Annotated in this window: 19 protein-coding genes and 5 tRNA genes; 6 read left to right on the top strand and 18 right to left on the bottom strand. The window is 63.6% G+C overall.

The window, feature by feature from the left end:
• Positions 1 to 122: 122 nt before the first annotated feature.
• The 4 genes from ACP92_RS09730 to ACP92_RS09715 form a co-directional block, all read right to left on the bottom strand.
• The gene (locus ACP92_RS09730; RefSeq protein WP_013233950.1) at positions 123 to 1,097 is read right to left on the bottom strand and encodes a chemotaxis protein; all 975 of its coding nucleotides are present in this window, start codon (positions 1,095 to 1,097) and stop codon (positions 123 to 125) included.
• An 80-nt stretch (positions 1,098 to 1,177) separates the two neighbouring features.
• Entirely contained in the window at positions 1,178 to 2,434 is a 1,257-nt protein-coding gene (locus tag ACP92_RS09725) for an MFS transporter (RefSeq protein ID WP_013233949.1), read from the bottom strand.
• Positions 2,431 to 3,555, bottom strand: coding sequence for a GNAT family N-acetyltransferase (locus ACP92_RS09720; protein ID WP_041310541.1), 1,125 nt, complete (start codon positions 3,553 to 3,555; stop codon positions 2,431 to 2,433). Before ACP92_RS09720 ends, ACP92_RS09725 begins: the two co-directional genes overlap by 4 nt.
• Positions 3,552 to 4,934, bottom strand: a complete 1,383-nt coding sequence (locus ACP92_RS09715) for an aminotransferase class I/II-fold pyridoxal phosphate-dependent enzyme (protein WP_244273916.1) — start codon at positions 4,932 to 4,934, stop codon at positions 3,552 to 3,554. Before ACP92_RS09715 ends, ACP92_RS09720 begins: the two co-directional genes overlap by 4 nt.
• 121 nt (positions 4,935 to 5,055) lie before the next feature.
• Between ACP92_RS09715 and ACP92_RS09710 the strand changes: the two genes are divergently transcribed.
• The 6 genes from ACP92_RS09710 (at position 5,056) to ACP92_RS09685 (ending at position 13,589) form a co-directional block, all read left to right on the top strand.
• Positions 5,056 to 5,760 (top strand): response regulator transcription factor, encoded by a 705-nt coding sequence (locus ACP92_RS09710; RefSeq protein ID WP_013233946.1) that lies wholly within the window; start codon positions 5,056 to 5,058, stop codon positions 5,758 to 5,760.
• Positions 5,757 to 6,962 carry a sensor histidine kinase gene (locus ACP92_RS09705; protein WP_013233945.1) on the top strand — a complete coding sequence of 402 codons (1,206 nt, stop codon included), beginning with the start codon at positions 5,757 to 5,759 and terminating at the stop codon, positions 6,960 to 6,962. Before ACP92_RS09710 ends, ACP92_RS09705 begins: the two co-directional genes overlap by 4 nt.
• Positions 6,963 to 7,204: 242 nt before the next feature.
• Positions 7,205 to 8,638: an efflux transporter outer membrane subunit gene (locus ACP92_RS09700; RefSeq protein WP_049788058.1), complete on the top strand. Its 1,434-nt coding sequence runs from the start codon at positions 7,205 to 7,207 to the stop codon at positions 8,636 to 8,638.
• Positions 8,639 to 8,645: 7 nt separating this feature from the next.
• A complete protein-coding gene (locus ACP92_RS09695; RefSeq protein ID WP_013233943.1) occupies positions 8,646 to 9,722 on the top strand; it encodes an HlyD family secretion protein in 1,077 nt (358 codons plus the stop codon).
• On the top strand, positions 9,719 to 12,460 hold the full coding sequence (rbbA, locus tag ACP92_RS09690) for a ribosome-associated ATPase/putative transporter RbbA (RefSeq protein WP_013233942.1): 2,742 nt from the start codon (positions 9,719 to 9,721) through the stop codon (positions 12,458 to 12,460). The genes ACP92_RS09695 and rbbA overlap by 4 nt, the downstream gene beginning before the upstream one ends.
• A 1-nt stretch (position 12,461) precedes the next feature.
• Entirely contained in the window at positions 12,462 to 13,589 is a 1,128-nt protein-coding gene (locus tag ACP92_RS09685; protein WP_013233941.1) for an ABC transporter permease, read from the top strand.
• Positions 13,590 to 13,710: 121 nt separating this feature from the next.
• On the opposite strand, the gene ACP92_RS09680 is transcribed toward ACP92_RS09685, so the two are convergent.
• The 14 genes from ACP92_RS09680 to lepB all read right to left on the bottom strand — a co-directional run bounded on the left by ACP92_RS09680 (position 13,711) and on the right by lepB (position 23,343).
• Positions 13,711 to 13,786, bottom strand: a tRNA-Gly gene (locus ACP92_RS09680).
• Between the two features lie 54 nt (positions 13,787 to 13,840).
• Positions 13,841 to 13,916, bottom strand: a tRNA-Gly gene (locus ACP92_RS09675).
• A 53-nt stretch (positions 13,917 to 13,969) separates the two neighbouring features.
• A tRNA-Gly gene (locus ACP92_RS09670) sits at positions 13,970 to 14,045 on the bottom strand.
• A gap of 11 nt (positions 14,046 to 14,056) precedes the next feature.
• A tRNA-Cys gene (locus ACP92_RS09665) sits at positions 14,057 to 14,130 on the bottom strand.
• A gap of 152 nt (positions 14,131 to 14,282) precedes the next feature.
• A tRNA-Gly gene (locus tag ACP92_RS09660) sits at positions 14,283 to 14,358 on the bottom strand.
• Between the two features lie 70 nt (positions 14,359 to 14,428).
• Entirely contained in the window at positions 14,429 to 15,028 is a 600-nt protein-coding gene (pgsA, locus tag ACP92_RS09655) for a CDP-diacylglycerol--glycerol-3-phosphate 3-phosphatidyltransferase (RefSeq protein ID WP_013233940.1), read from the bottom strand.
• A gap of 123 nt (positions 15,029 to 15,151) precedes the next feature.
• The gene (gene uvrC, locus ACP92_RS09650) at positions 15,152 to 17,017 is read right to left on the bottom strand and encodes an excinuclease ABC subunit UvrC (RefSeq protein ID WP_013233939.1); all 1,866 of its coding nucleotides are present in this window, start codon (positions 17,015 to 17,017) and stop codon (positions 15,152 to 15,154) included.
• A gap of 20 nt (positions 17,018 to 17,037) precedes the next feature.
• Complete coding sequence (gene nagZ, locus ACP92_RS09645; RefSeq protein ID WP_048348528.1) at positions 17,038 to 18,066, bottom strand: beta-N-acetylhexosaminidase; 1,029 nt, start codon at positions 18,064 to 18,066, stop codon at positions 17,038 to 17,040.
• The gene (acpS, locus tag ACP92_RS09640; protein ID WP_013233937.1) at positions 18,063 to 18,455 is read right to left on the bottom strand and encodes a holo-ACP synthase; all 393 of its coding nucleotides are present in this window, start codon (positions 18,453 to 18,455) and stop codon (positions 18,063 to 18,065) included. Before acpS ends, nagZ begins: the two co-directional genes overlap by 4 nt.
• A gap of 10 nt (positions 18,456 to 18,465) precedes the next feature.
• Entirely contained in the window at positions 18,466 to 19,239 is a 774-nt protein-coding gene (gene pdxJ / locus ACP92_RS09635) for a pyridoxine 5'-phosphate synthase (RefSeq protein ID WP_013233936.1), read from the bottom strand.
• Between the two features lie 146 nt (positions 19,240 to 19,385).
• Positions 19,386 to 20,246: a DNA repair protein RecO gene (gene recO / locus ACP92_RS09630; protein ID WP_013233935.1), complete on the bottom strand. Its 861-nt coding sequence runs from the start codon at positions 20,244 to 20,246 to the stop codon at positions 19,386 to 19,388.
• 103 nt (positions 20,247 to 20,349) lie between these two features.
• Positions 20,350 to 21,279 (bottom strand): GTPase Era, encoded by a 930-nt coding sequence (era, locus tag ACP92_RS09625; RefSeq protein ID WP_013233934.1) that lies wholly within the window; start codon positions 21,277 to 21,279, stop codon positions 20,350 to 20,352.
• On the bottom strand, positions 21,276 to 22,235 hold the full coding sequence (gene rnc / locus ACP92_RS09620; protein WP_013233933.1) for a ribonuclease III: 960 nt from the start codon (positions 22,233 to 22,235) through the stop codon (positions 21,276 to 21,278). The genes era and rnc overlap by 4 nt, the downstream gene beginning before the upstream one ends.
• 193 nt (positions 22,236 to 22,428) lie before the next feature.
• On the bottom strand, positions 22,429 to 23,343 hold the full coding sequence (lepB, locus tag ACP92_RS09615; protein ID WP_013233932.1) for a signal peptidase I: 915 nt from the start codon (positions 23,341 to 23,343) through the stop codon (positions 22,429 to 22,431).
• Position 23,344 lies beyond the last annotated feature (1 nt).

Raw genomic sequence — 23,344 nt, 5'->3', positions numbered from 1 at the left:
GAGCGACAGTATACGAGATCGTCGGCTGCCGGGCGAGCCGACGAAGCGAGCCGACGCAGCGCGCCAACAAAAAAAGGAGCCCCGCAGGGCTCCCTTGGCGATGGCGCCACGCCTGGCGGCGCTCAGGCCTTGACGCCGGCCTTGTCGAGCACGCCGTAGATGGTCGCGGCCAGCTCATTGGCCTCGAACTTGGCGACATAGGCGTCGCCGCCGACGCTACGGACGTGATCCTCGTTGGCCGAACCGGACAGCGAGGAGTGGATGATGACGGGAATGCTCTTGAGATAATCCTCGCGCTTGATGTTGCGGGTCAGCGTGAAGCCATCCATCTCAGGCATTTCCAGATCGGTCAGGACGAAGGAGATCTTGTCGGAGATGGGCCGGCCCTCGGCACGGGCTTCCCTGGCCAGTTTCTGGATCTTTTCCCAGGCTTCCTTGCCGGTGACGTGCATCTCGTAGGGAATTTCCATGGCCCGCAGGCCCTGCTCGATGAGCGAGCGCGCCACCTTGGAGTCATCGGCGGCAATGGCCACCGTCCCCGGGCGGATGCCGTGGCTGGCGCTCTTTTCCAGGCTTTCCATCTTCAGGTCGCGGTCGGTGGGCATGATCTCGTGCAGGATCTGCTCCACGTCCAGTACCTGGGCCAGGCGGCTGGTGTCCTTGTCGGCGTCCAGGCGGGCGATGCTGGTGACGAATGCGCCGCCGCTGCTGGTCTCGGCCGACAACACCTGGCTCCACTCCAGGCGCACGATCTCGTCCACCGATTCCACGGCGAAAGCCTGGGTGCTGCGGGCGTATTCGGTGACCAGCAGGATGTTCAGGCCGGTCTTGGGCACACAGCCCACCACGGCGGGCAAATCGATGACGGAGATGATCTGGCCGCGGATATTGACCATGCCCAGCATGGGAGATTGCGTTCCGGCCGCCTTGGTCACCGGCGGCATGGGCACGATCTCGCGAATCTTGAACACATTGATGCCGAACAATTCAGAGCGCTCGCCGTGCGGATCGGTCCCCAACCGGAACAGCAACAGCTCGAATTTGTTAGATGCCGTGAGATTGGTTCTTTCATCAATCTCTTTTTGGAAATTATCCATTTCCCCCACTCCCCGTTGGATATGATGTGACAGGCAAATGCCTGATTCACAAATGTAGTAGGGAAAGTGCTACGTGGCAATCAGTCAATCACATCATTTTGATTTTCATGAATTTTTGTCGCAAGAACGTTCTCTTTTGCTCGTCCGACATCCCCACCTTGCAGCCCTGAGGTGATGAGCAGCACGCTCAGGATGGCAAGAACGAGGGCCAATCCGCCGATGAGCCGATCTGCAGCGACGGTGTCGGCGAGCAGGCCGGTGACCACCACGGCCAGCAGGAAGGCCGCGCCGGAGGCGCTATCCAGAAGCGCGGTGGCGCGCCCGAGACGGGACGGATCGACCGTCTGGTACAAGCGCAACAAGCCCAGGCTCATCACCATCCCTTCGGCCAGCCCAGCCATGCTCACCAGCAGGGCGGCGCTGCCCAGGCGCTCGACCTGCGACACCAGGCCGATGGCCACGCACATCAGCAGCAGGCTAAGGCGTATGACGTCGTCGCTGCGGGCGACAATGCGATGCCAGGATGACAAGACCAGGCCAAGCACGACCCCCGCGCCGTAGGCGCCGAAGAGCAGCCCCACATCGGCCGCAGGCCTGTGCAAGACCTGCTTGACATACACGATCGCCAGGATTTCGATGCTGCCCAAGGCCGCCATGACCAGCATGCCTGCCGCGATGGCTAGCCAGCCGCTGCGCCCCGGGGCCGCGACGCATTGCACGACGAGCGTCCAGCGCCAGGCAGGCGACTGCGTAGCGGCGAGGCGCCGGCGTTCGGGCAAGCTCAGGCTCAGGCCGCCACACCCCAGCATCAACAGTCCCATTGTCAGGATCGTGGCGTCGTTTCCCGCCACGCCAGCCAGCACGCCGCCGACCATCGCCCCGAGCGCCATGCCAGCCATCCTGGCGGCCATTGCACAGGCATTGGCCGCAGGCAACTGGCCAGGGCAGACCAGGCAAGGCAGCAGCGCGTTGGCAGCCGGGCTGAAGAACCGGTTGCACACCGCCGTCAGCGCCGCGACCGCCAGCAAGGGCGCGGCACTGCTGCGGGCGGCCGGCAGCGCAAGCAGCAGGAGGAGAGCCAGCCTGGCCACGCATGAACCGCCCAGGACCCTGCGCAAGCCACTGCGGTCGGTCACCGCGCCGGCCCACGGCCCCAGCAGCAACATCGGCGCCAGTTCGGCCAGTACCAGCAGCATCACCTGAAACGCCGATTGGGTCAGTTCGAACATCAGCATCTGCAACAGGACGATGAGCATCCAGTCCGCCATCGAGACCAGGAATTGCAGGACGATCAGACGCGTCAGGGCGCCCCTGCCCCTGCCCGGCGACGCGCTCACCCGGCCACCTTGCGGCTGTCCTGCTGGCTGGCTCCGTCCGCTGTCGTCGGCGTCAGCACGAAACGCCGCAACAGGTAGCGCAGCGGACCGCCCAGCCAACGTGGAGAGGCCGTGATACGAGCGTAGAGGCCGTCGAATTGACAGCCCATTTCCTGCTTTTGCTGTTCATTGGAGATGCCGAAATTGATTCGCCTGAGGCCTGCCTCATAGGCCACGCGCACAATGTGGTAGCCCATGGCGCGATGGACGGACAGCCTGGCCGTGCGCGCCAGGTCAACACCGCAATAGGTTGACTCCAGTTCGTCGCCGAGGATGAAGCAGAGATCGAAGGCGTCGATCTGCTGCTCCCGGCGCAACAGCAGCAACAGCGCATGTGGCAGACGGCTCATGCTGGCAAAGAAGGCGGGGCTCACTTCGATCTGGTCCGCAGAGCGATGCTTGTGAAACAGCTGCAGCCACAATTGATGCAGGCGCTGGGCTTCAGACAGGCTCAGCGCGCTGGCGCGCCGTATCTCCACCGTGTAACCGGCTTTTTCCAAAGAACGTATCTCGCGACGGATATGCTTGCCGCGCGGATGACTCGCCACGAACGCAGCAAAATCGGCCTGCTGCAAAACCAGGCAAGCCCGCCTGTACAGCAGGTCGAGCGATGCTTGTCCGCAGCAGTGCGGCGCAGGAAAATCGCGGGCGACGAACAGCCTCGCCCCTCGTGCCACCGATGCCTTTTCCAGAGCGGCGATCAACGAGCCGGCCAAGGCCGTATTGCCATCGTCCCCAGCGAGCATCATGGCCAGGCCCGTGTTGAGCGGCGTCCCCACGGTGCCCACCTTCAGCTCTGCCCACCAGCACAAGCGCAGAGACCAGAGGGTGGCCACCGCTGCGCCGATCAGTTGCCCCTCTCGCCACGCGGTGGCATAGAGGAATTGGCACGCGATCCTGCTTTGCTCAAGCGCCAGCAGATAATCATGGCGACAGAATTGTCCGGGATGCCGCAGACGTTCCCACTGCTGCGCATCGATGGCCGCAATCGTTCCATGCAGCCGGATATCAAGCGCAGCATCCAGCGGTACAGCAGGCCCTGCCTCCCTTGCCATCCGGCCGGACGGGATGTCCTGGCTCATCTCTGGCGATGCCCGACGAACTCGGCGCCGGCGATTGCGTCCCTGCTTGCGCCCTGCCCCAACAGGTCTTTGAGGCTGGCCACGAAACGGTCGATCTGCGGCTCGGTATGCAGACGATGCAGGATCAGTCGCATCAATGCCTGGTTGGGCTTGACCGCCGGATAGCGGAAGATGGGAACGCAGAATCCCTGCTGCTCCAGTGCTTGCCGTACCTGTTCAGCCTTGTCATCCCGGCCGATCATCACCGAGGTGATATAGGACGCGGTGTCATTGAGGCGCAGACCGCTGGCCTGCAGTTTCAGGCGAAACATCGCACTGCGGTCCAGATAGTCCTCCATGATCCATGGATTGGCCCGCAGACGCTCGATGATGAATACCGCCAGATCCGCAGTGGGCGGCTGGATGGCCGCCGTAAAGATGGAGGTCCCACTGAGCACCTCGAAGGCATCGATGAACTCGGCGCTTCCACTGATCGCCCCACCCTCCAGCCCCACCGACTTGGACAAGGACACCATGATGAAATCAGCCCGCCGCATGTGACGGAACTGTTCATGGAATGGACGTTGCGGTGAACCGTAGACCATGAAGCCATTGGCGTCGTCGATGTAGCTCAGGGCATCGAAGCGCTGGCAGACATCCAGTATTTCACCGATGGGGGCGACACTGCCGTCTGAAGAATAGAGGCTTTCAAAGACGACGATGGCCTTGCGCCCACCCAGCTTGGCCAGTACCGCAGTGAGGTCGGTCACGTCATTGTGCTTGAACGCCAGCAGCGACTCACCGAACTTCAGATGCGAGGCTGCCTTCCAGAGACTCCAGTGACACTCCCGGTCGAAGATCAGCACGGCATCGCGGTTGTCGATCGCGCTGCGCGATGAGAAACCGAACTTGGCCGTCATGGCGTTGATGAAACCGATATTGGCGAGCATGCCGGAAGCGAAGCTGAGCGTGCGCTCCTTTCCGTGCAAGGTGCTGAGCATGTTCTCCAGCCGCAGGTGCGGCTCGCAGATGCCCTGGGTGGCGCGCGAGCCACCGGTGGAGAGGCCATAACGCCGGGCCGATTCGACAAAGGCATCCAAGACCCGCGCATCCTGCTGCCACCCGAGATAATTGATTCCCGAAAAATTGACGTAAGACCGGCCGTTGCGGCTCACTTCGGCGCCTGACATGCCTTGCATGATGACCGGTTCATGCAGGAAACCTTCGGCTACCGATGACGCGACGAAACGCTGGAACCCCCAACGCGCGCTTTTCGACGAATTGCTCATGCTGTCCTTGTGTCGATGATGGATGTGTTGCCGGCAGCAAGGGCGACGCGTCGCCCAACGAATTGCCCCGGTTTTTTGGTCGGCATCAAAGAATTGCCCCACCCCTTCCACGTGCTTATAATTGCGAACGATCGTCCCACCGATCCTCCGCCACGCTTGAATCCACTCATCGTCTCACCGCAAGGTGAAGCCACGATGAAGACATTATCAAGATTTCGCTAAGGAGGACCTTGTGAGCAAAGGACGAATACTGATCGTCGAAGATGATCTCGACGGCGCCGACATCCTCGACGCCTACCTGAACCGCGAAGGTTTCCAGACCCGTCAGGCTGCCGACGGTCACCAGGCGCTGGAACTGTACCGGCGTTGGCGGCCCGATCTGGTGCTGCTGGATGTGATGCTGCCCGGCCTCAGCGGCAATGAAGTGCTGGCGGCGATCCGTCAACATGCCTCCACTGCCGTCATCATGGTCACCGCCGTGGCCGATCAGCCTCGGCTGATCAATTCCCTTCTCTATGGCGCCGACGACTATGTCGTCAAACCCTATCATCCCGGCGAGGTGGTGGCGCGCGTGCATGCGGTGTTGCGACGCATGCTGCGCCCCGTCTCGGGCGCAGCACAGCAGGCCGTCCTGCGTCACGGTGCGCTGACGCTGGACCCCGATGCCGCCCTGGCCACGGTCGACAAGGATGGCCATCCACAAGCACTGACCCTGACACGCACCGAACTGAACCTGCTGGCGCTGATGATGGCGGCGCCCACGCGCATGTTTTCGCGCGCCGAATTGCTGGCCCATAGCCAACCCGAAAGCGACGCCATGGAGCGCGTGGTGGACGCCCATCTCCACAACCTGCGGCGCAAGCTGGAACAGGCGGGCATCCGCGAGGTGGTGGTGACAGTGCGCGGGCTGGGCTATCGCTTCCGGAATCCCTCATGAGCGCGCCCTTGCGTACACACACACGCGCCCGCCAGCTGTGGTACTGGATCAGCCTGCGCATGATCGCCCTGGCGCTGCTGGCGGCCCTGCTGGTGGGGACCGGCATGTGGTTGCGCTTTTTCTGGTGGGAGGCGCGCTTGCGCGAGCGCATCCCCGAGGCCATCCTCGACGAACTCAAGCGCCTGGAGAACGATCCCTACACCGATGCTGAACGCCTGCGCCAGATCTACGGGCAATATCTGTACGGCGACTATTTCACCCCTGAAGTGTTGCAGGCCGATCTGCTCTGGTTCAGCCTGCTGGTGCTGATCGCCCTGCCGCTCATCGTTGGCGCCGGTCTGATGCTCTCGCTGCGTCTGTCCCGGCATCTTGACGCCGTGGCCGTGGCAGCGCGCCGCCTCGCTGCCGGCGACTTCAGCGCGCGCGCCCTCTCCTGCAAGCAAGTGCCTGCCGCACTGGATGCGCTGATGCGCGACGTCAATGAAATGGCAGAGCGGCTGGAGCGTCGCGAGCGCGAGCTGCATGCCTCCAGCGCGGCCATCGCCCATGAATTGCGTACGCCGCTGACGGCGGCCAAGGCCCGGCTGCAGGGCATCATGGATGGCATCTTCGATCGCTCGCCGCAGCAGTTGTCGATGATCATGCGGCAGCTGGATCAGCTCAACCGGCTCATCAGCGATCTCTACCTGCTCTCCCTGGTCAGCGCAGGACAATTGGCCTTGGTGCGCTCGCAGTTCCAGCTGCGTCCCCTGCTGGAAGAGCGCCTGGCCTGGGCCGCACCGAGCCTGCGCCTGCTGCCCATGTCCACCGCGCTGTACTGCTGCGAACACTTGCCGCTGAACGCCGACCGCGACCGCCTGGGGCAAGCCATCTCGATCCTGATCGACAATGCCTTGCGCTATGCGGCCAGCGGGAAGTTGTTGACCATCAGCGCCGGCCTGCACGACGGCCAGATCCATATCGATGTGGAAGATGATGGCCCCGGATTTGCGCCGGAACATCTGGAGCTGGCCTGCGACCGCTTCTGGCGGGCTGAGCACTCGCGCAGCCGCCATGCAGGCGGTAGCGGCCTGGGGCTGGCCGTGGCGGTGGCGATCTGTGAAGCGCACGGGGGCAAGCTGAGCGTACACAATCGCCCGGCAGGGGGTGCGCGGATGCACCTCGAATTACCGGCTGAAGGAACGGCACCGCAAGGCGCTTGAGGAATCCTTCATGGATTCTTGGCGCGGGCTTGTTGGACGCATGGTTTATTACGGGCTGCCCCATCAATTTGCCCGCCATCATGCACCCCAGCCCTCAGCCCTTCCTCCCAGCCCCGATGTCCGCTAGCACCCATCGCGGCGTCTTCATTGCCTGGCCTTGCCGCCCTGCTGCCGGACGCGCCGGCACTGGCGCAGCACCATACCGCACCCGCCTCTGACAAGGGACAGGCATGAGCAGAACCATGTCTCGCCATCTGCGGCTACTGCCCACCCTGGCGCTGTGCGCCTGTGCGCCGTTGACAGCGCCGCTGCCGCCTTCTGCGCTGGACCTGCCGACGCATTACCCTCGGACCCTTGCAGAAGATGCGCCCGCCAACGCTGCTCCAACCGCATCGGCCATAGGCTGGCAAGACTACTTCCCGCAAGCGCCACTGCAAGCCCTGATCGCGGAAGCACTACGCCATAATCCTGATCTGCGCGACATACGCCTGCGGCTGCAACAAGTGCAGGCGCAATGGCGCATCCAGCGCAGCACCGGACTGCCGACCGTCAACCTGGAGGCGCAGGCGCGCCGCTCACGCGGGCCACTGGAGCCACCCGAATCGGGGCCGGCGGCAAGCACCCGCGAGTACCGCGTGGGCCTTGGCGCGAGCAGTTGGGAGCTCGACTTCTGGGGCCGCATCGCCAGCCTCAACGAAGCAGCCTTGCAGGAATGGATGGCCAGCCGCGCCGCCGAACAGGCGCTCGTCATCAGCCTGATCGGCCAGGTCGCCGCGGCATGGACCAGCCTGCGCGAACTCGATGAGCGCCTGCATCTGCTGGAAACTCTCCAGGCCGCTACCGCAGAATCGCTGGCCCTGATGCAAGCACGCCACGATGCGGGCCGCGCCGATGCGGCCGCACTGGCGCAGCAACGCAGCGAGCTGGCGCAGATGCGGGCCGAGCAAGCCGAACTGCAGCAGATGCGGGCCAGCCAGCGATCGACGCTGGAAATGCTGGCCGGCCTGACGCAACTGCCGGCCGCGCTGGAACCCGCCCCGACCACCATCCTCCTGCCGTTCGCGCTGGCGCCCGGACTGCCTTCGACACTGCTGGCCGCCCGGCCTGACATCATCGCCGCCGAGCATCGCCTGCAGGCGTCGGCCGCCCAGGTGGCGGCGGCCCGTGCGGCCTTCTTCCCGCGCATCAGCCTCACTGCCTTCGGCGGCGTGGCCAGCACAGCGCTGCAGGACTTGTTCAAAGGGCCCAGCAGGGCCTGGAATTTCGTTCCCGAGATCAGCCTGCCATTGCTGGACGGAGGCTTGCGTCAGAGCCGCTACGATATCGCCGCATTAGACCAACAACGGGCGCTGCTGGACTATGAACGAACGGTCCAGAACGCCTTTCGCGAAGTCGCCCAGCGTCTGGAGGAGGCGCACTGGCTGAAAGAGCAGCTCAGGTTGCGCCGCGAGGTCGTGCAGCAGCAAGCGCAACGGCAGGCGCAGATGCACATGCGGCTGCGCTACGGGCGCGCCAGCCGGCTCGATGTGCTGGAGAGCGAACGCGATCACCTGCGCGCGCAGCAGCGCCAGCACATGCTCGAACACGCCCTGCTGCGTAACCAGATCGCCCTGTACGTGGCCCTGGGCGGTGGAACGCAAGCTCTCTCCGCCTCCTCTCCCTCTCAACAAGAGTAGATGCATCATGAACCGAAGCTTGCAACATCCCCTCTTTGCGGGTCTGCTGCTGGTCGTCCTGGCGGCAGTGGGCTGGACGGGCTGGGCCTGGTGGCGCGATGCAGATGCGCCCGCCGGCCTGGTCTCCAGCAATGGCCGCCTGGAAGCCACCGAGGTCGATATCGGCTCCCGCCTCGGCGGACGTATCCGGCACATGCTGGTCGATGAAGGTGAAGCGGTCCAGGCGGGCCAGGTGCTGGCCTATCTGCAGGTCGATTCCCTGCATGCACAACTGCGTGAAGCACGGGCGCAGCAGCAACGCGCCAGCCAAGGCGTGACAGTGGCGCAGGCCCAACTGGCCATGCGCCGCAGCGAGCAGCGCATTGCGCAGGCGTTGACCGTACAACGACACAAGAGCCTGTCAGCCGCCACCCGCCGCGTCGAGCGCAGCCAGCCCCTGGGCCGTATGCAAGCCTTGACTGCCCAGGAGGTGGACGATGAAGAGAACACCCTGGCCGAAGCGCGCGCGCAGCTCGACGCCGCGCAAGCCCAGGAAGAAGGAGCGCGCGCCGCCATCCGCGCCGCCGAAGCCGACGTTGCCAGCGCCCGCGCCTTGCTGGAGGCAGCCCAGGCCGCCACAGCAAGAATCGAGGCTGACCTGGAGGAAAGCGCCATCCGCGCTCCTCGCGATGGTCATATCCAATATCGACTGGCCCAGGCTGGCGAGGTAGTGAGCGAAGGCAGCAAGCTGCTCAACCTGATCGACCTGTCGGACCTGCACATGCACTTCTTCCTGCCCGCCGAACTGGCCGGCAAGGTGCGGCTTGGACAAGAGGTGCGGGTCGTGCTCGACGCCGCGCCGACAGACGCCCTGCCCGCCAGGATCACCTATGTCTCCAGACAGGCGCAGTTCACACCGAAGGCGGTGGAGACTGCCAACGAGCGGCAGAAGCTGATGTTCCGGGTCAAGGCCCAGTTGACGCCCTCGTCGCGCGGCAGTATCGCGCCGCATCTGAAAGCAGGCATGCCCGGCGTGGCCTGGATCAAGACCGCCGAACAACTCCCGTGGCCGAAGACCTTGCCTGCACCGGGGCAATCGCCATGACCGCGCCCATCTGCGCCGCCCGCGTGCACGATGTCAGTCACAGCTACGGCAAGAACCCGGCACTGTCCCACGTCGAATTGGATATTCCTGGTGGCTGCATGGCGGGCCTGATCGGGCCGGATGGTGTGGGCAAATCCACGCTGCTGTCCCTGATCGCCGGGGCGCGCCGCATCCGTGCCGGCCGCATCGATGTGCTGGGTGGCGACATCGGCCAGGCGGCGCATCGGGATGCAGTGGGCCCGTGCATTGCCTACATGCCGCAGGGACTGGGCAAGAATCTCTATCCCACCCTGTCGGTGGAAGAAAACCTCCAGTTCATCGCCCGCCTGTTCGGGCAGGACGCACAAGAACGGCGCCAACGCATCGATGACCTCACCCACAGCACAGGCCTGCAGCCCTTCCTGGCGCGGCCGGCCGGCCAGCTTTCGGGCGGCATGAAACAGAAGCTGAGCCTGTGCTGCGCACTCATTCACGATCCCGACCTGCTGATCCTGGACGAACCCACCACCGGCGTGGACCCGCTGGCCAGGGCGCAGTTCTGGGAGCTGATCGCGCGCCTGCGACAGCGCCATCCCGGCATGAGCGTCATCGTGGCAACGGCCTACATGGACGAGGCGCAGGCCTTCGACTGGCTGGCCGTGATGGACCAGGGCCAGGTGCTGGCCACCGGTACGCCGGCAGCGCTGCTGGCGCGTACCGGCGCAAGCTCGCTGGAAAGAGCCTTCATCGCCTTGTTGCCAGCCCATCGCAAAGCCGGCCATGAAGCCCTGTCCATCCCGCCGCTGGAAACCCATGCCGATGACATCGCCATCGAGGCCGAGAACTTGAGCATGCGCTTCGCGGACGGCTTCACGGCGGTCGATCATGTCAGTTTCCGTATCCGTCGCGGCGAGATATTCGGATTTCTCGGCTCCAACGGATGCGGCAAGACCACCACCATGAAGATGCTCACCGGCCTGTTGCCGGCCAGCAGTGGCCGGGCTCGCCTGTTCGGGCAGGAGATCGATCCGCGCGATGTCTGCTTGCGCAAGCGGGTGGGCTACATGTCGCAATCCTTCTCGCTGTACAAGGACCTGAGCGTGCGCCAGAACCTGGCGCTGCATGCACGCCTGTTCCACCTGCCGGCGGCGCAGATCGGCCCGCGCGTGGCGGAGATGGCCCGGCGCTTCGCGCTGATGCCGGTGATGGACAGCCTGGCCGCCGACCTGCCCATGGGTATCCGGCAGCGGCTTTCGCTGGCGGTCGCCACCATCCATGGCCCGGAGATATTGATCCTGGATGAGCCCACTTCCGGCGTCGATCCAGTGGCGCGCGATCATTTCTGGCAATTGCTGGTCACGCTGTCACGACGTGACAAGGTCACGATCTTCCTTTCCACGCATTTCATGAACGAGGCGCTGCGCTGTGATCGCATGTCCATGATGCATGCGGGCAAGGTGCTCGACAGCGACACCCCTGCCGCGCTGATGCATAAACGCGGCGCCGCTACGCTGGAGCAAGCCTTCATCGGCTATCTGGTCCAGGCGGGCCAGGATGAGAAGCACGCGCCAGGCCAGAGCAGGCAGACCGCGGCGATGCCGCCCGGACTGCCGTCCCATCCCGCCCCGCCCACCTCTTTCAGCTGGCAGCGCATGCTCAGCTATGCCTGGCGCGAAGCCCTGGAGCTACGCCGTGATCCAGTGCGGGCAACGATGGCCTTGCTGGGCTCGCTGCTGCTGATGTTCGTCATCGGCTACGGCATCAGTACGGACGTCAACGGACTGCCCTATGCGGTGCTGGACCAGGACCAGTCCAGCGCCAGCCGCGATTATGCGGCTGCGCTGCGCGCCTCGCCCTATTTCCAGGAGCGTGCGCCGCTGCAGGGACCGGCGCAGCTGGACAAGCGCATGCGCAATGGCGAACTGACGCTGGCCATCGAGATTCCCTCCGGTTTCGGTCGTCGTCTGGCCGCGGGCCGCCAGGTCGAGATCGGCGCGTGGATCAACGGCGCCATGCCCAGCCGGGCGGAGACGGTCCAGGCCTACGTGCAGGGAATGCACCAGCACTGGCTGGAGCAGCGCCAGCAGCGTCTGCAAGGCCGCCCGCAGACGCCCGCTCTGGAGATCCAGACACGCCTGCGCTATAACGCTGACCTGCGCAGCCTGCCGGCCATCTTGCCGGCGGTCATTCCACTGCTGCTGCTGACGCTGCCGGCCATGCTGACCGCCTTGGCGGTAGTGCGGGAAAAGGAATTGGGCGCGATCATCAATTTCTACGTCACACCGGTGACGCGCCTGGAATTCCTGTGCGGCAAACAGCTGCCCTATATCGCCCTGGGCATGTTCAATTTCCTGCTCATGAGCATGGCTGCCGTGACGCTGCTGGAATTGCCCGTCAAGGGCAGCTACGCCGCGCTGGCGCTGGCCACGCTGGTGTACCTGGTGATTGCCACCGGCATGGGCCTGGTTGCCTCGGCGCTCACACGCAGCCAGATCGCGGCCATGTTTGCCGCCCTGCTCGGCACCCTGGTCCCGGCCACGCAGTTCGCCGGCATGACCACACCGGTCAGCGCACTGGAAGGCATGGGCCGTCTGGTCGGCGACATCCATCCTGCGACCCACATGTTCCTGATCAGCCGAGGCGTGTATGTCAAGGCGCTGGGACTGGCCGACGTGGCCACATCGCTGGCCCTCCTGCTGGCCACCTTGCCCGTCGTGATGGGGCTGGCGGTGCTGATGCTGCGCAAGCAGGAGGGCTGAGATGCGACAGGGCCTTGCCAATCTGTGGCAGTTGACGCTCAAGGAATTGTGGAGCCTCTGGCGCGACCGGGTGATGCTCTGCCTGATCGTATTGAGCTTCACGGGCATGGTCTACAGCGCCGCCTCGGCCATCCCCGACACCTTGAGCCATGCCGCCATTGCCATTGTCGATGAGGACGATTCCCCGCTCTCGCAGCGCCTGGCCGCGGCTTTCATGGCGCCGCAATTCAGCCCGCCCCAGCGCATCAGCGTGGCCGAGATGGATGCCGGGCTGGATGCAGGCCGCTATGTCTTCGTCCTGCATTTCCCGGCAGGACTGCAAAGCAAGCTGCAGACCGGCAAGCCGGCCGAAGTGCAGTTGAACGTAGACGCCACCCGCATGGACCAGGCCTACAGCGGTAGCGCGTATGTGGAACAGATCCTGCAGCTGGAGATCCGCAGGTTCCTGCAGAAAAGACAGGATGAACCGCGCGAGGCGGCGACGCTGGCCTTGCGGGCCCGTTTCAATCCGGCATTGGAAAAGACCTGGTTCAGCAGCGTGCTGCAGATCATCGATAACATCACCATGCTGGCCATCATCCTGGCGGGTGCTGCGCTGATCCGCGAGCGCGAGCATGGCACCATCGAACATCTGCTGGTGATGCCGGTATCGCCTGTCCAGATCATGGGCGCCAAGGTCCTGGCCATGGGCGGTGTGGTCCTGGTGGCGGCTACGCTGTCCTTGCATGGCGTGGTGCGTGGCTTGCTGGACGTGCCCATCGAAGGCTCGGTCGGCCTCTTTCTTTTTGGGGCGGCGCTGAGCCTGTTTGCCAATACCGCGCTGGGGATCTCTCTGGCCACAGTGGCGCGCAGCATGCCGCAGTTCGGCCTCTTGCTCATGCTGGTGTTGCTGCCGCTGATCTTGCTGTCGGGCGGGGCTACGCCGCGCGAGAGCATGCCGGTGCTGATCCAGTATCTGATGCTGGCCGCCCCGTCCACGCATCTGGTCAGGCTTGGCGAAGGCGTCCTGTATCGCGGCGCCGGCCTGGAAATGGTCTGGCCACAACTGCTGGCGCTTTTTCTGATCGGCAATATCCTGCTGTGGGTTTCGTTGCGGCGCCTGCGGACCATGCTCACGCAGATGAACTAGAAGCGGCAGATCGGGATGACCGGGACGATCGCGATATCCGAAGGAAGCGGAGGGAAAAAGGAAGGGAAGGAAAACCAGGCAGAAATGAAAAGAGGAAGCCCGAAGGCTTCCTCTTTCAATCTGGAGCGGGAGAAGAGTCTCGAACTCTCGACCTATACCTTGGCAAGGTATCGCTCTACCAACTGAGCTACTCCCGCATGGGAACTACCACTTTACTGCAACAGGAAACCGAAGCTGCCTGCCTTGAAACCTGGAGCGGGAGAAGAGTCTCGAACTCTCGACCTATACCTTGGCAAGGTATCGCTCTACCAACTGAGCTACTCCCGCATGGGAACCATCACTTTGCTGCAACAGGAAGCCGGGGCTGCCTGCCTTGAATCTGGAGCGGGAGAAGAGTCTCGAACTCTCGACCTATACCTTGGCAAGGTATCGCTCTACCAACTGAGCTACTCCCGCATGGAGCGTACTGGAGGCGGGGGTCGGGATCGAACCGGCGTAGACGGCTTTGCAGGCCGCTGCATAACCACTTTGCTACCCCGCCTTGGGGACACGCATACTACCTAAAACACGTGTTGTTTGCAAACATCTTTTTTGACTTTTTTCGACATCCGCCGAAGCCAAACTTTCAATGCTCGCTCACCTATCACAATAAAAAAAGGAAGCTTTGTTAGGCTTCCTTTTTTCCAAGTAACCTGGAGCGGGAGAAGAGTCTCGAACTCTCGACCTATACCTTGGCAAGGTATCGCTCTACCAACTGAGCTACTCCCGCATCGAAAACAGAACGCTATTATAAGCTGCCGTTGGCCTTTGTCAACTATCAATCTTGGTTTTTTAATTATTTATTTAATTATCTTTTTGCGGTTCTCGGCATCGGCATCCTTGATCATGGGCATCGCGCGGCGCAGGTAATACAGCATCGACCACACCGTCAGCACGGCCGCCACCAGCAGCAGCAGGCTGCCCCACAGGCGGGTGTCGATGAAGCCGAACAGGTGGTCATAGTACAGCAGCATGGGAATGGCGATCATCTGCGCCGTGGTCTTGATCTTGCCCAGCGAGCTCACCGCCACCGACTTGGACGCGCCGATCTGCGCCATCCATTCACGCAGCGCAGAAATGGCGATCTCTCGGCCGATGATGACAAAGGCGATCACCGGATGCACCCGGTCCAGATGGACCAGCACCAGCAAGGCGCCCGTGACCATGAGCTTGTCGGCCACCGGGTCGAGGAAGGCGCCGAAGGCGGAGGTCTGGTTCCAGCGTCGGGCCAGGAAGCCATCGAACCAGTCAGTGGCCGCCGCCACGATGAAGATGGCGGTGGCGGCAATGCCCTGCTCATAACGGTTAAGGCCTATTTCTGGCAGGTAGTACACGCCGACGACCAGCGGAATGAGCGCCACCCGCAACCAGGTCAGCAGAATCGGAATATTGAAAGGCATACGTCTTGGAGGGTTGGAGCGGCGTACACGAAAAAAAATTTACCGAATAGTAGCAGAGTCGCCCGCTGCTGCGCCCTCCTTTACGTGGGAGAGTGCGTGACAAAACAGGCTGAGCGGACAAGGTCAGTGCAATTGCCGGTAGATTTCCTCGGCGAGCTGGCGCGAAATCCCTTCCACGGAAGCCAGGTCGTCCACACTGGCATCGGCCACGCCACGCAAGCCGCCAAAGCGCACCAGCAGGCGCTGGCGACGTTTGGCGCCGATGCCTTCGATCTCTTCCAGGCGCGAACTCTGGCGCGCCTTGGCGCGCTTGGCGCGCATGCCGGTGATGGCAAAGCGGTGCGCTTCATCGCGGATCTGCGCGATCAGCATCAGCGCGGCCGATTCCTTGCCCAGTTCCTTGGGCGCGCGGCCATCGGCGAAGACCAGGGTTTCCAGGCCGACCTTGCGCCCTTCCCCCTTGGCTACACCGACGATGAGGCTGATGTCCAGGCCCAGTTCGGTCAGTACCTGACGCGCCGTCTCGACCTGGCCCTTGCCGCCGTCGATCAGCACGATGTCCGGCATCACGCCCTCGCCGTTGGCCACCTTCTCGTAACGGCGCGTGAGCACCTGGCGCATGGCGGCGTAATCGTCGCCGGGCGTGATGTCATTGATGTTGTAGCGGCGGTATTCGCCGTTCTGCATGGCATGGTGATGGAACACCACGCAGGAGGCCTGGGTGGCTTCGCCTTGCGTGTGGCTGATGTCGAAGCACTCGGCGCGCAGTTCGTCGAGGTCGTCGCGCTCCAGCTCCAGCACATCGGCCAGCGCGCGCGTGCGGGCCTGCTGCGAGCCCTGTTCCGACAGTAGCCGCGCCAGCGCGATCTCGGCGCCCTTGGCGGCCATTTCCAGCCATTGGCGGCGCTGCCCCTGGGGCTGGAAGGTGAGCGTGATGCGATGGCCGCATTGCTCCATCAAGGCCATCATCAGCGCCGGATCATCGAACTCGGTGCCGACGATGAGCGAGCCGGGGATGAACTTGTCGATGTAGTGCTGGGCCAGGAAGGCCTTCAGGACTTCGACGTCGATGCTGTCCTCGGCGGTGTCCATGGCATCGTCCACATGCGTGGGGAAGTAGGCGCGGTCACCGAGGTGGCGGCCGCCGCGCACCATGGCCAGGTTCACGCAGGCACGACCGCCCTGCACCACCACGGCGATGATGTCGATGTCGGCGTCGCTGACGGTTTCCATGCTCTGCTGGTGCAACACGCTGGAGAGCGAGCCGATCTGGTCGCGCACGGCGGCGGCCTGCTCGAACTTGAGGTCGGCGGCGAAGGCGTGCATCTTCTGCTCCAGCGCTTCCATCACTTCGCTCTGGCGACCACGCAGGAATTTGGAAGCATTCTCCACATCGATGGCGTAATCCTCGCGACTGACCAGGTTCACGCACGGACCGCTGCAACGGTGGATCTGGTGCAGCAGGCAGGGTCGCGTGCGATTGGAGAAGACGGTGTCTTCGCAGGTGCGCAGCAGGAACACCTTCTGGAGGATCTGGATCGATTCCTTGACGGCGCCGGCATTGGGGAACGGACCGAAATACTGGTTGCGCTTGTCCACCGCACCGCGATAGTAGGCCATGCGCGGGAAGGCGTGGCCGGTGATCTTCAGGTAGGGATAGGACTTGTCGTCGCGGAAGAGGATGTTGAAACGCGGACGCAGCGTCTTGATGAGATTGTTTTCCAGCAGCAGTGCTTCGGCCTCGCTGCGGGTGACCGTGGTTTCCAGCCGGGCGATGCGCTCGACCATCATGGCGATGCGCGGGCTGGTCAGGGTCTTCTGGAAATAGCTGGAAACGCGCTTCTTGAGATCACGCGCCTTACCCACGTAGAGGACATTGTCCTCGGCGTCAAAATAGCGATAGACGCCCGGCAGGTGCGGCAGGCGGGCGACCGTCTCCAGTACGGCTTCGCGCGGGTCGGGCAGCGGGGAGGCAGGCAGGTCGGACATGGGCAAAAGCGAAGACTGATTTACAGCGACTGCACCAGCGCGCGCGCAGCCAGATAACGCGGGTCGGCCTGCAGCGCGTCCCACGCCAACGCCTCGCCACAGGGCAGCAAGGTGGCGCGACGCGCAGCCGAGGCTGCATCCGTGCCGCCCTGCAAGCCTGCCAGGATGGCATCGGCCTTGTCCGGCGAGTTGCAGATGAGGGCCACGTCACAGCCCGCATCCAGCGCAGCCTGCGCGGCCTCCAGCGGGCCACCGGCGACACTGGCGCCATGCATGCTGAGGTCGTCGCTGAAGATCACGCCCTGGAAACCGAAGCGCTCGCGCAGCATGGACAGCCAGACCTTGGAGAAGCCTGCCGGCTGCGCATCCACCTTGGGATAGATGACGTGCGCCGGCATCACGGCAGCCAGGCTCATGCCCAGCCAGTCGTAAGGCGTGGCGTCGTCGCCGAGGATCTCGTCGAGCTCGCGCTCGTCCACCGGGATGGCCACATGCGAATCGGCCGTGACGAAACCGTGACCAGGGAAATGCTTGCCGCAATTGGCCATGCCCGCCAGCGCCAGGCCGTGATTGAGGCTCTTGGCCATCAGTGTGACCACGCGTGGATCACGATGGAAGGAGCGGTCACCGATGACGGTGGAGGCTCTGTAATCGAGATCGAGCACCGGCGTGAACGACAAATCGATGCCGCAGGCGCGCAGTTCAGCGGCCAGCACGAAGCCGGTGGCAGTGGCTACCTTGGTGGCCTGCAGCACGTCGCGGTCCCACAGCTGGCCGAGCTGGCCCATGGCAGGCAGGCGCGTGAAGCCATCGGTGCGGAAGCGCTGCACGCGCCCTCCTTCATGGTCCACGGCGATGAGGATGCCGGGACGGGCCTGGCGGATCGCGCTGGTCAGGGCGACCAGTTGCGCACGGCTTTCGTAATTGCGGGCAAACAGGATGACCCCGCCGGTCAGCGGATGCTGGAGGCGGGCGATATCGGCCGCCTCCAGCCGGGTGCCGACCACGTCCAGCATCACCGGACCGAGCGGTTTGACGGCTTGATTCATGACTTCTCCACGATGACAAAGGCGACGGCGTATTCCACTTCGTCGGTGATGGACACCTGGGCCGTCAGGCCCTGCTCTTGCATCCATTCCTGCAAGGCGCCGCTGCAGACCACCACCGGCTTGCCGCTGGGTGCGTTGAGCACCTGCATGGCGCGCCAGGTCATGGGCATGCGCATGCCCAGGCCGATGGCCTTGGAAAAAGCTTCCTTGGCGGCAAAGCGGGTGGCCAGGAAACGCACGCCACGGGCTTCCACCTTGGCCTTGCGGCGCAGGTATTTTTCCATTTCCTGCGGGCCCAGGATCTTGCCGGCGAAGCGGTCGCCATTACGTTGCAGGGCAGCCTGCAGGCGCGAGATCTGGAGGATGTCGGTACCGATGCCGTAGATCATGCGGTGCGCCTCAGGCTTTGGCCTTGAGCGCTTCCAGGCGCGCCTTGATCATGATGGCCTTCATCTCCGAGACCGCATTGCGCCAGCCGGCAAAGACCGCATGGGCCACCACCGCATGGCCGATGTTCAGTTCGGCAATCTCGGGGATGGCGGCGATGGCCTGGACATTGGTGTAGTGCAGGCCATGGCCGGCATTGACCTTCAGGCCAAGCTTGACGCCTTCCTGCACGGCCAGGCGGATGCGCTCCAGCTCTTCCTGCTGTTCCTGCTCGCTGGTGGCGTCGGCATAGCGGCCGGTATGCAGCTCGATGACCGGCGCGCCGGACTCGGCGGCGGCCTTGATCTGCTGGACATCGGCATCGATGAACAGCGACACCCTGATCTGCTCCTGCTGCAACTGGCGGATCGCCGCCTGCACGTCGGCGAAATGGCCGACCACATCCAGGCCGCCTTCAGTGGTGACTTCGGTGCGCTTTTCCGGCACCAGGCAGACATCCTGGGGGCGGATGAAGCAGGCGAAATCGATCATCTCGCGGGTCACCGCGGCTTCCAGGTTCATGCGCGTCTGCAGCAGCGGACGGATGGCTTTCACATCGTCGTCGCGGATGTGGCGGCGATCTTCGCGCAGGTGCAGCGTGATGGCGTCGGCGCCGGCTTCCTCGGCTTCCAGTGCGGCCCGGATCGGGTCGGGATAGCGCGTGCCGCGCGCATTGCGCAAGGTGGCGACGTGGTCGATGTTGATACCCAGTTCAATGGCCGGGCCGGCGGGCTGCAGGAAACTCATGGCGTCAGGAAGCTTCGTGTGAATGATGTTCGGATGTACTCAGGGCTGCACGTCGATGACGGTGCAGCCAGATCTGGATTGTAGCGGCATGGGGGCGGATATGGGCAGAGAGCTGCGCAGACGGCGGCGCGATGAGCGCCGCCGCATCACAATTGCATGAGGTCGATCAGGATCTGGCGCGTATTCAACTGCGCCCCGCCCAGATGGTGCGCCAGCAGGTAGCGCATGAGGAACTTGCTCTGCAGTTGCGTGGTGGGATCGCTGTAGTCCTCGCGCTCCATGTCCAGCAGGGTCTTGCCGCTGACCTTGGGGGCGCGGTCGGACAGGCGCTCGGGACGGGTGCCCTGCTCCGGGTCGACCACGTAGATGAGATCGGGCCGCACGGTCTTGCCGCTGACCACGCAATGGCTCCAGTTGCCGGCCACGCCGGTCTGCTTCAACAGGATGCGTTCGAACTGGCGCAGCACGATGGGGGCATTCTCGCCGTGGGCCAGCTTGTTGAGCGTGGCCACGTAATGGTCGAACAGCGCCGGGTGTGCATCTTCGCGCGCCAGCAGCTTGACCAGCAATTCATTGAGGTAGAAGCCGCACAGCAAGGCGGACTTTTCCAGCGGCAGCAGGCCGCCGACCCATTCAGCGTCGGTCAGCGTGCGCACTTCGGACTTGCCGCTCCACGACAGCGAGAGCGGCTGGAAGGTCTGCAAAGCTCCGCGCAGCTTGGAATGCGGGCGCTTGGCGCCCTTGGCCACCAGCGCCACGCGACCATGATCACGCGAGAAGACGTCGATGATGAGGCTGGTTTCCTTGTAGGGATAGCTGTGCAGCACGAAGCCCGGCTGCGCCAGGACCTTGTGCTCCTTCTCTGGCACGGCGCGGCTGCGCGCACGCGGGGCGGCCGTCTTGCGCGCAGGCGTCTTGGCCGGCGCCTGCGGCGCGACCGCCGGCGCTACGGCGTTGGCCGGGTCAGCCTGGCTGTCGAGCTGGGATTCGGTGAGCATGGTGGTCATGGATATCCGTCCTGAATGCGTGAAGCCACGTCGTTAGGGCGCGGCGTAATGCCATGATGATGCAGGAATTCCGCGCAGCCCGCAGGACGGACTGCAGCCGGGATCATTCGTAGCCGTAGGCGCGCAGGCCGGCTTCGTTGTCGGCCCAGCCCGATTTGACCTTGACCCAGATTTCCAGATAGACCGGACCGCCAAAGAGGCGCTCCATGTCCTGCCGCGACTGGGTGGAAATTTCCTTCAGGCGCGCGCCTTTCTGGCCGATCACCATGGCCTTGTGGTTGTCGCGCTCGACCAGGATGGCGGCGAAGATGCGGCGCAGGTTGCCTTCCTGCTCGAACTTTTCGATCAGCACCGTGCTGGTATAGGGCAGCTCTTCGCCGACGAAACGGAACACCTTTTCGCGCACGATTTCGGAGGCCAGGAATTTCTCGCTGCGGTCGGTGATGTCGTCCTCGTCGAACATCGGCGGGTTCTGCGGCAGCAGCTTGCGCACCTCTTCCTGCAGGCGATCGAGCTGGAAGCGCTGCTTGGCCGAGACCGGCACCACGGCGGCGAAATCATGATGCGAGGCCACTTCGCGGGCGAAGGGCATGAGCGTGGTCTTGTCCTTGTTGCGGTCGGCCTTGTTCAACACCAGGATGCAGGGCACGTTGGCCGGCAGCAGATCCAGCACCTGCTTGTCAGCCGGGCCGAAGGTGCCGGCTTCGATCACGAACAGGATCACGTCGGCCGCGGTCAGTGTGTTGGTGACGGTGCGGTTCAGGGTCTTGTTGAGGGCATTGCTGTGACGGGTCTGGAAACCGGGCGTGTCGACGTAGACATACTGGGTGTTCTCGATGGTCTGGATGCCGGTGATGCGGTGGCGCGTGGTCTGGGCCTTGCGCGAGGTGATGCTGACCTTGGCGCCGACCAGCACGTTCATCAGGGTCGACTTGCCAACGTTGGGACGACCGACGATGGCGATGTAGCCGCAACGGTAATCGCTATCGGGGGTCTGTGCCGACGCGTCGTCGGCCATGGGGGAATCTGTCATGCTGTTCTGGATTGCGTGGCGGATGAAGCCGCCGAAATGGGTTCTGCTGCGGCCGTTTCAGGGCGGTCGCCGGTGTTCTTGGCCTCACTGCGGGCGGCTGCGGGGGCGCTCTTCTGCTCCTTGGCAGGCTTGGCCGGCTTGCCGGCGCTGGTCTGGACGGCGTCCGGGCGGTTGCCCTTGCCGCTTTCGTGCTCCGGCGCATCCGGCTGGATGGTGGCAATGCCGGCCAGCTTCAACTGGGTGGTACGGGTACGCGGCTTGCGGCCGGCCGAGGGCGTCTTGGCCAGGGCCAGTTGCACAGCCTCCAACGCCAGCTTGGCAGCGGCCTGCTCGCCGGCGCGGCGGCTGCCGCCGGTGCCGAAGACCTGGATGTCCAGCTTGGGCACCAGGCACTCGATCTCGAATTCCTGGCTGTGGGCAGCGCCGTGGGTGGCGATGACGTTGTACTGCGGCAGCGGGATCTTCTTGCCTTGCAGGAATTCCTGCAGGAGCGTCTTGGCGTCCTTGCCCAGGGTGCGCGGATCGACGTGTTCCAGCACGGGCACGTAGAGCGAGCGGATCACCGCGCGCGCGGCCTCGAAGCCGGAATCGAGGAAGATGGCGCCAAAGAGCGCCTCCAGGGTATCGGCCAGGATGGAGGGACGGCGGAAACCGCCCGACTTGAGCTCGCCCTCGCCCAGGCGCAGGAACTGCGACAACTCCAGCCGCTGGGCGATCTCGTACAGCGATTGCTGCTTGACCAGGTTGGCGCGCAGACGCGAGAGGTCACCCTCGTCGATCTTGTCGTAACGTTCGAAGAGCAGCGAGGCCACCACACAGTTCAGCACCGAATCGCCGAGGAATTCCAGCCGCTCGTTATGCAAGGCGCTATGGCTACGGTGGGTCAAGGCCTGCTGCAAGAGCGAAGCATCCTTGAAAGTGTGGCCTAGCCGTTGTTGCAAGAGTTGAGGATCCATTTTTTCATCCGTCATTCAGTCTGCCGCCCCGGCGCGCAGTGGCGCGATTGTCGGGGATTACCAGCCTGACCAGTCAGCGGGATCGGTTCAAAGCAAAGCTGAAAACTGCTCCGGGTCTGCCTCCACAATGCAAAGTTGCCAAATGGAAACTGCGGAAACTACGAAAGCTGCTGGACCAGGATGCGGCGCGCTCTTAGTGGAAGCTGCCGATCCGCTTGATATCGCCCAGGTTCATCCAGACAAAGAAGGCCTTGCCGACGATGTTCTGGTCCGGCACGAAGCCCCAGTAGCGGCTGTCGAGGCTGTTGTCCCGGTTGTCGCCCATCATGAAGTACTCGCCCGGCGGCACCGTGCAGGCGAAACCTTCGGCGTTGTAGGTGCACAGCTCGTGATGCGGGAAGGCATCGGGATTGGGCACGAAGTTGGGAGCGCGCTCATCGGTCAGAATCTTGTGCTCCACGCCGGTCAGGTTTTCCTGCCACTGCTTATAGTACGTCAGATTTTCCTCGTCCAGATAATCCGGCAGCGCTTTATAAGAAATTTGTTCACCATTAACCGTTAAGCGCTTGTTTTTATAGACTATTTTATCACCAGGCACGCCCACTACGCGCTTGATGTAGTCCACCGACATGTCCTTGGGGTACTTGAACACCATCACGTCGCCGCGCTGCGGCTGGTTCACTTCGATGATCTTCTTGTTGATGATGGGCAGGCGGATACCGTAGGTGAATTTGTTCACCAGGATCAGGTCGCCCACCAGCAGGGTCGGCACCATGGAGCTGGACGGGATCTTGAACGGCTCGTACAGGAAGGAGCGCAGGCAGAACACCAGCGCGATCACCGGGAAGAAGCTGCCCGAATACTCGATCCAGGCCGGCTGCTTCAGGTGATGGGCCTGCAGGTCGGCGCGGCTGCTGGCGACGCTGCCATCGCGCTTGATGCCTTGTGCCTCGTCGCGCGCCACGCGAGCGTCGAACTCGGCCAGGGCGGCGTCGGCACGGGCGCGGCGCTGCTTGGAGAGGAAGAAGGTATCGGCAAACCAGATCACGCCGGTCACCAGCATCAGCACGAACAGAATCAGTGCGAAGTTGCCCAACAAAGCCTGCATG

This window comes from Herbaspirillum seropedicae, assembly GCF_001040945.1.
GTDB lineage: Bacteria > Pseudomonadota > Gammaproteobacteria > Burkholderiales > Burkholderiaceae_D > Herbaspirillum > Herbaspirillum seropedicae.
This window is presented reverse-complemented; position numbering and strand designations above follow the sequence as displayed.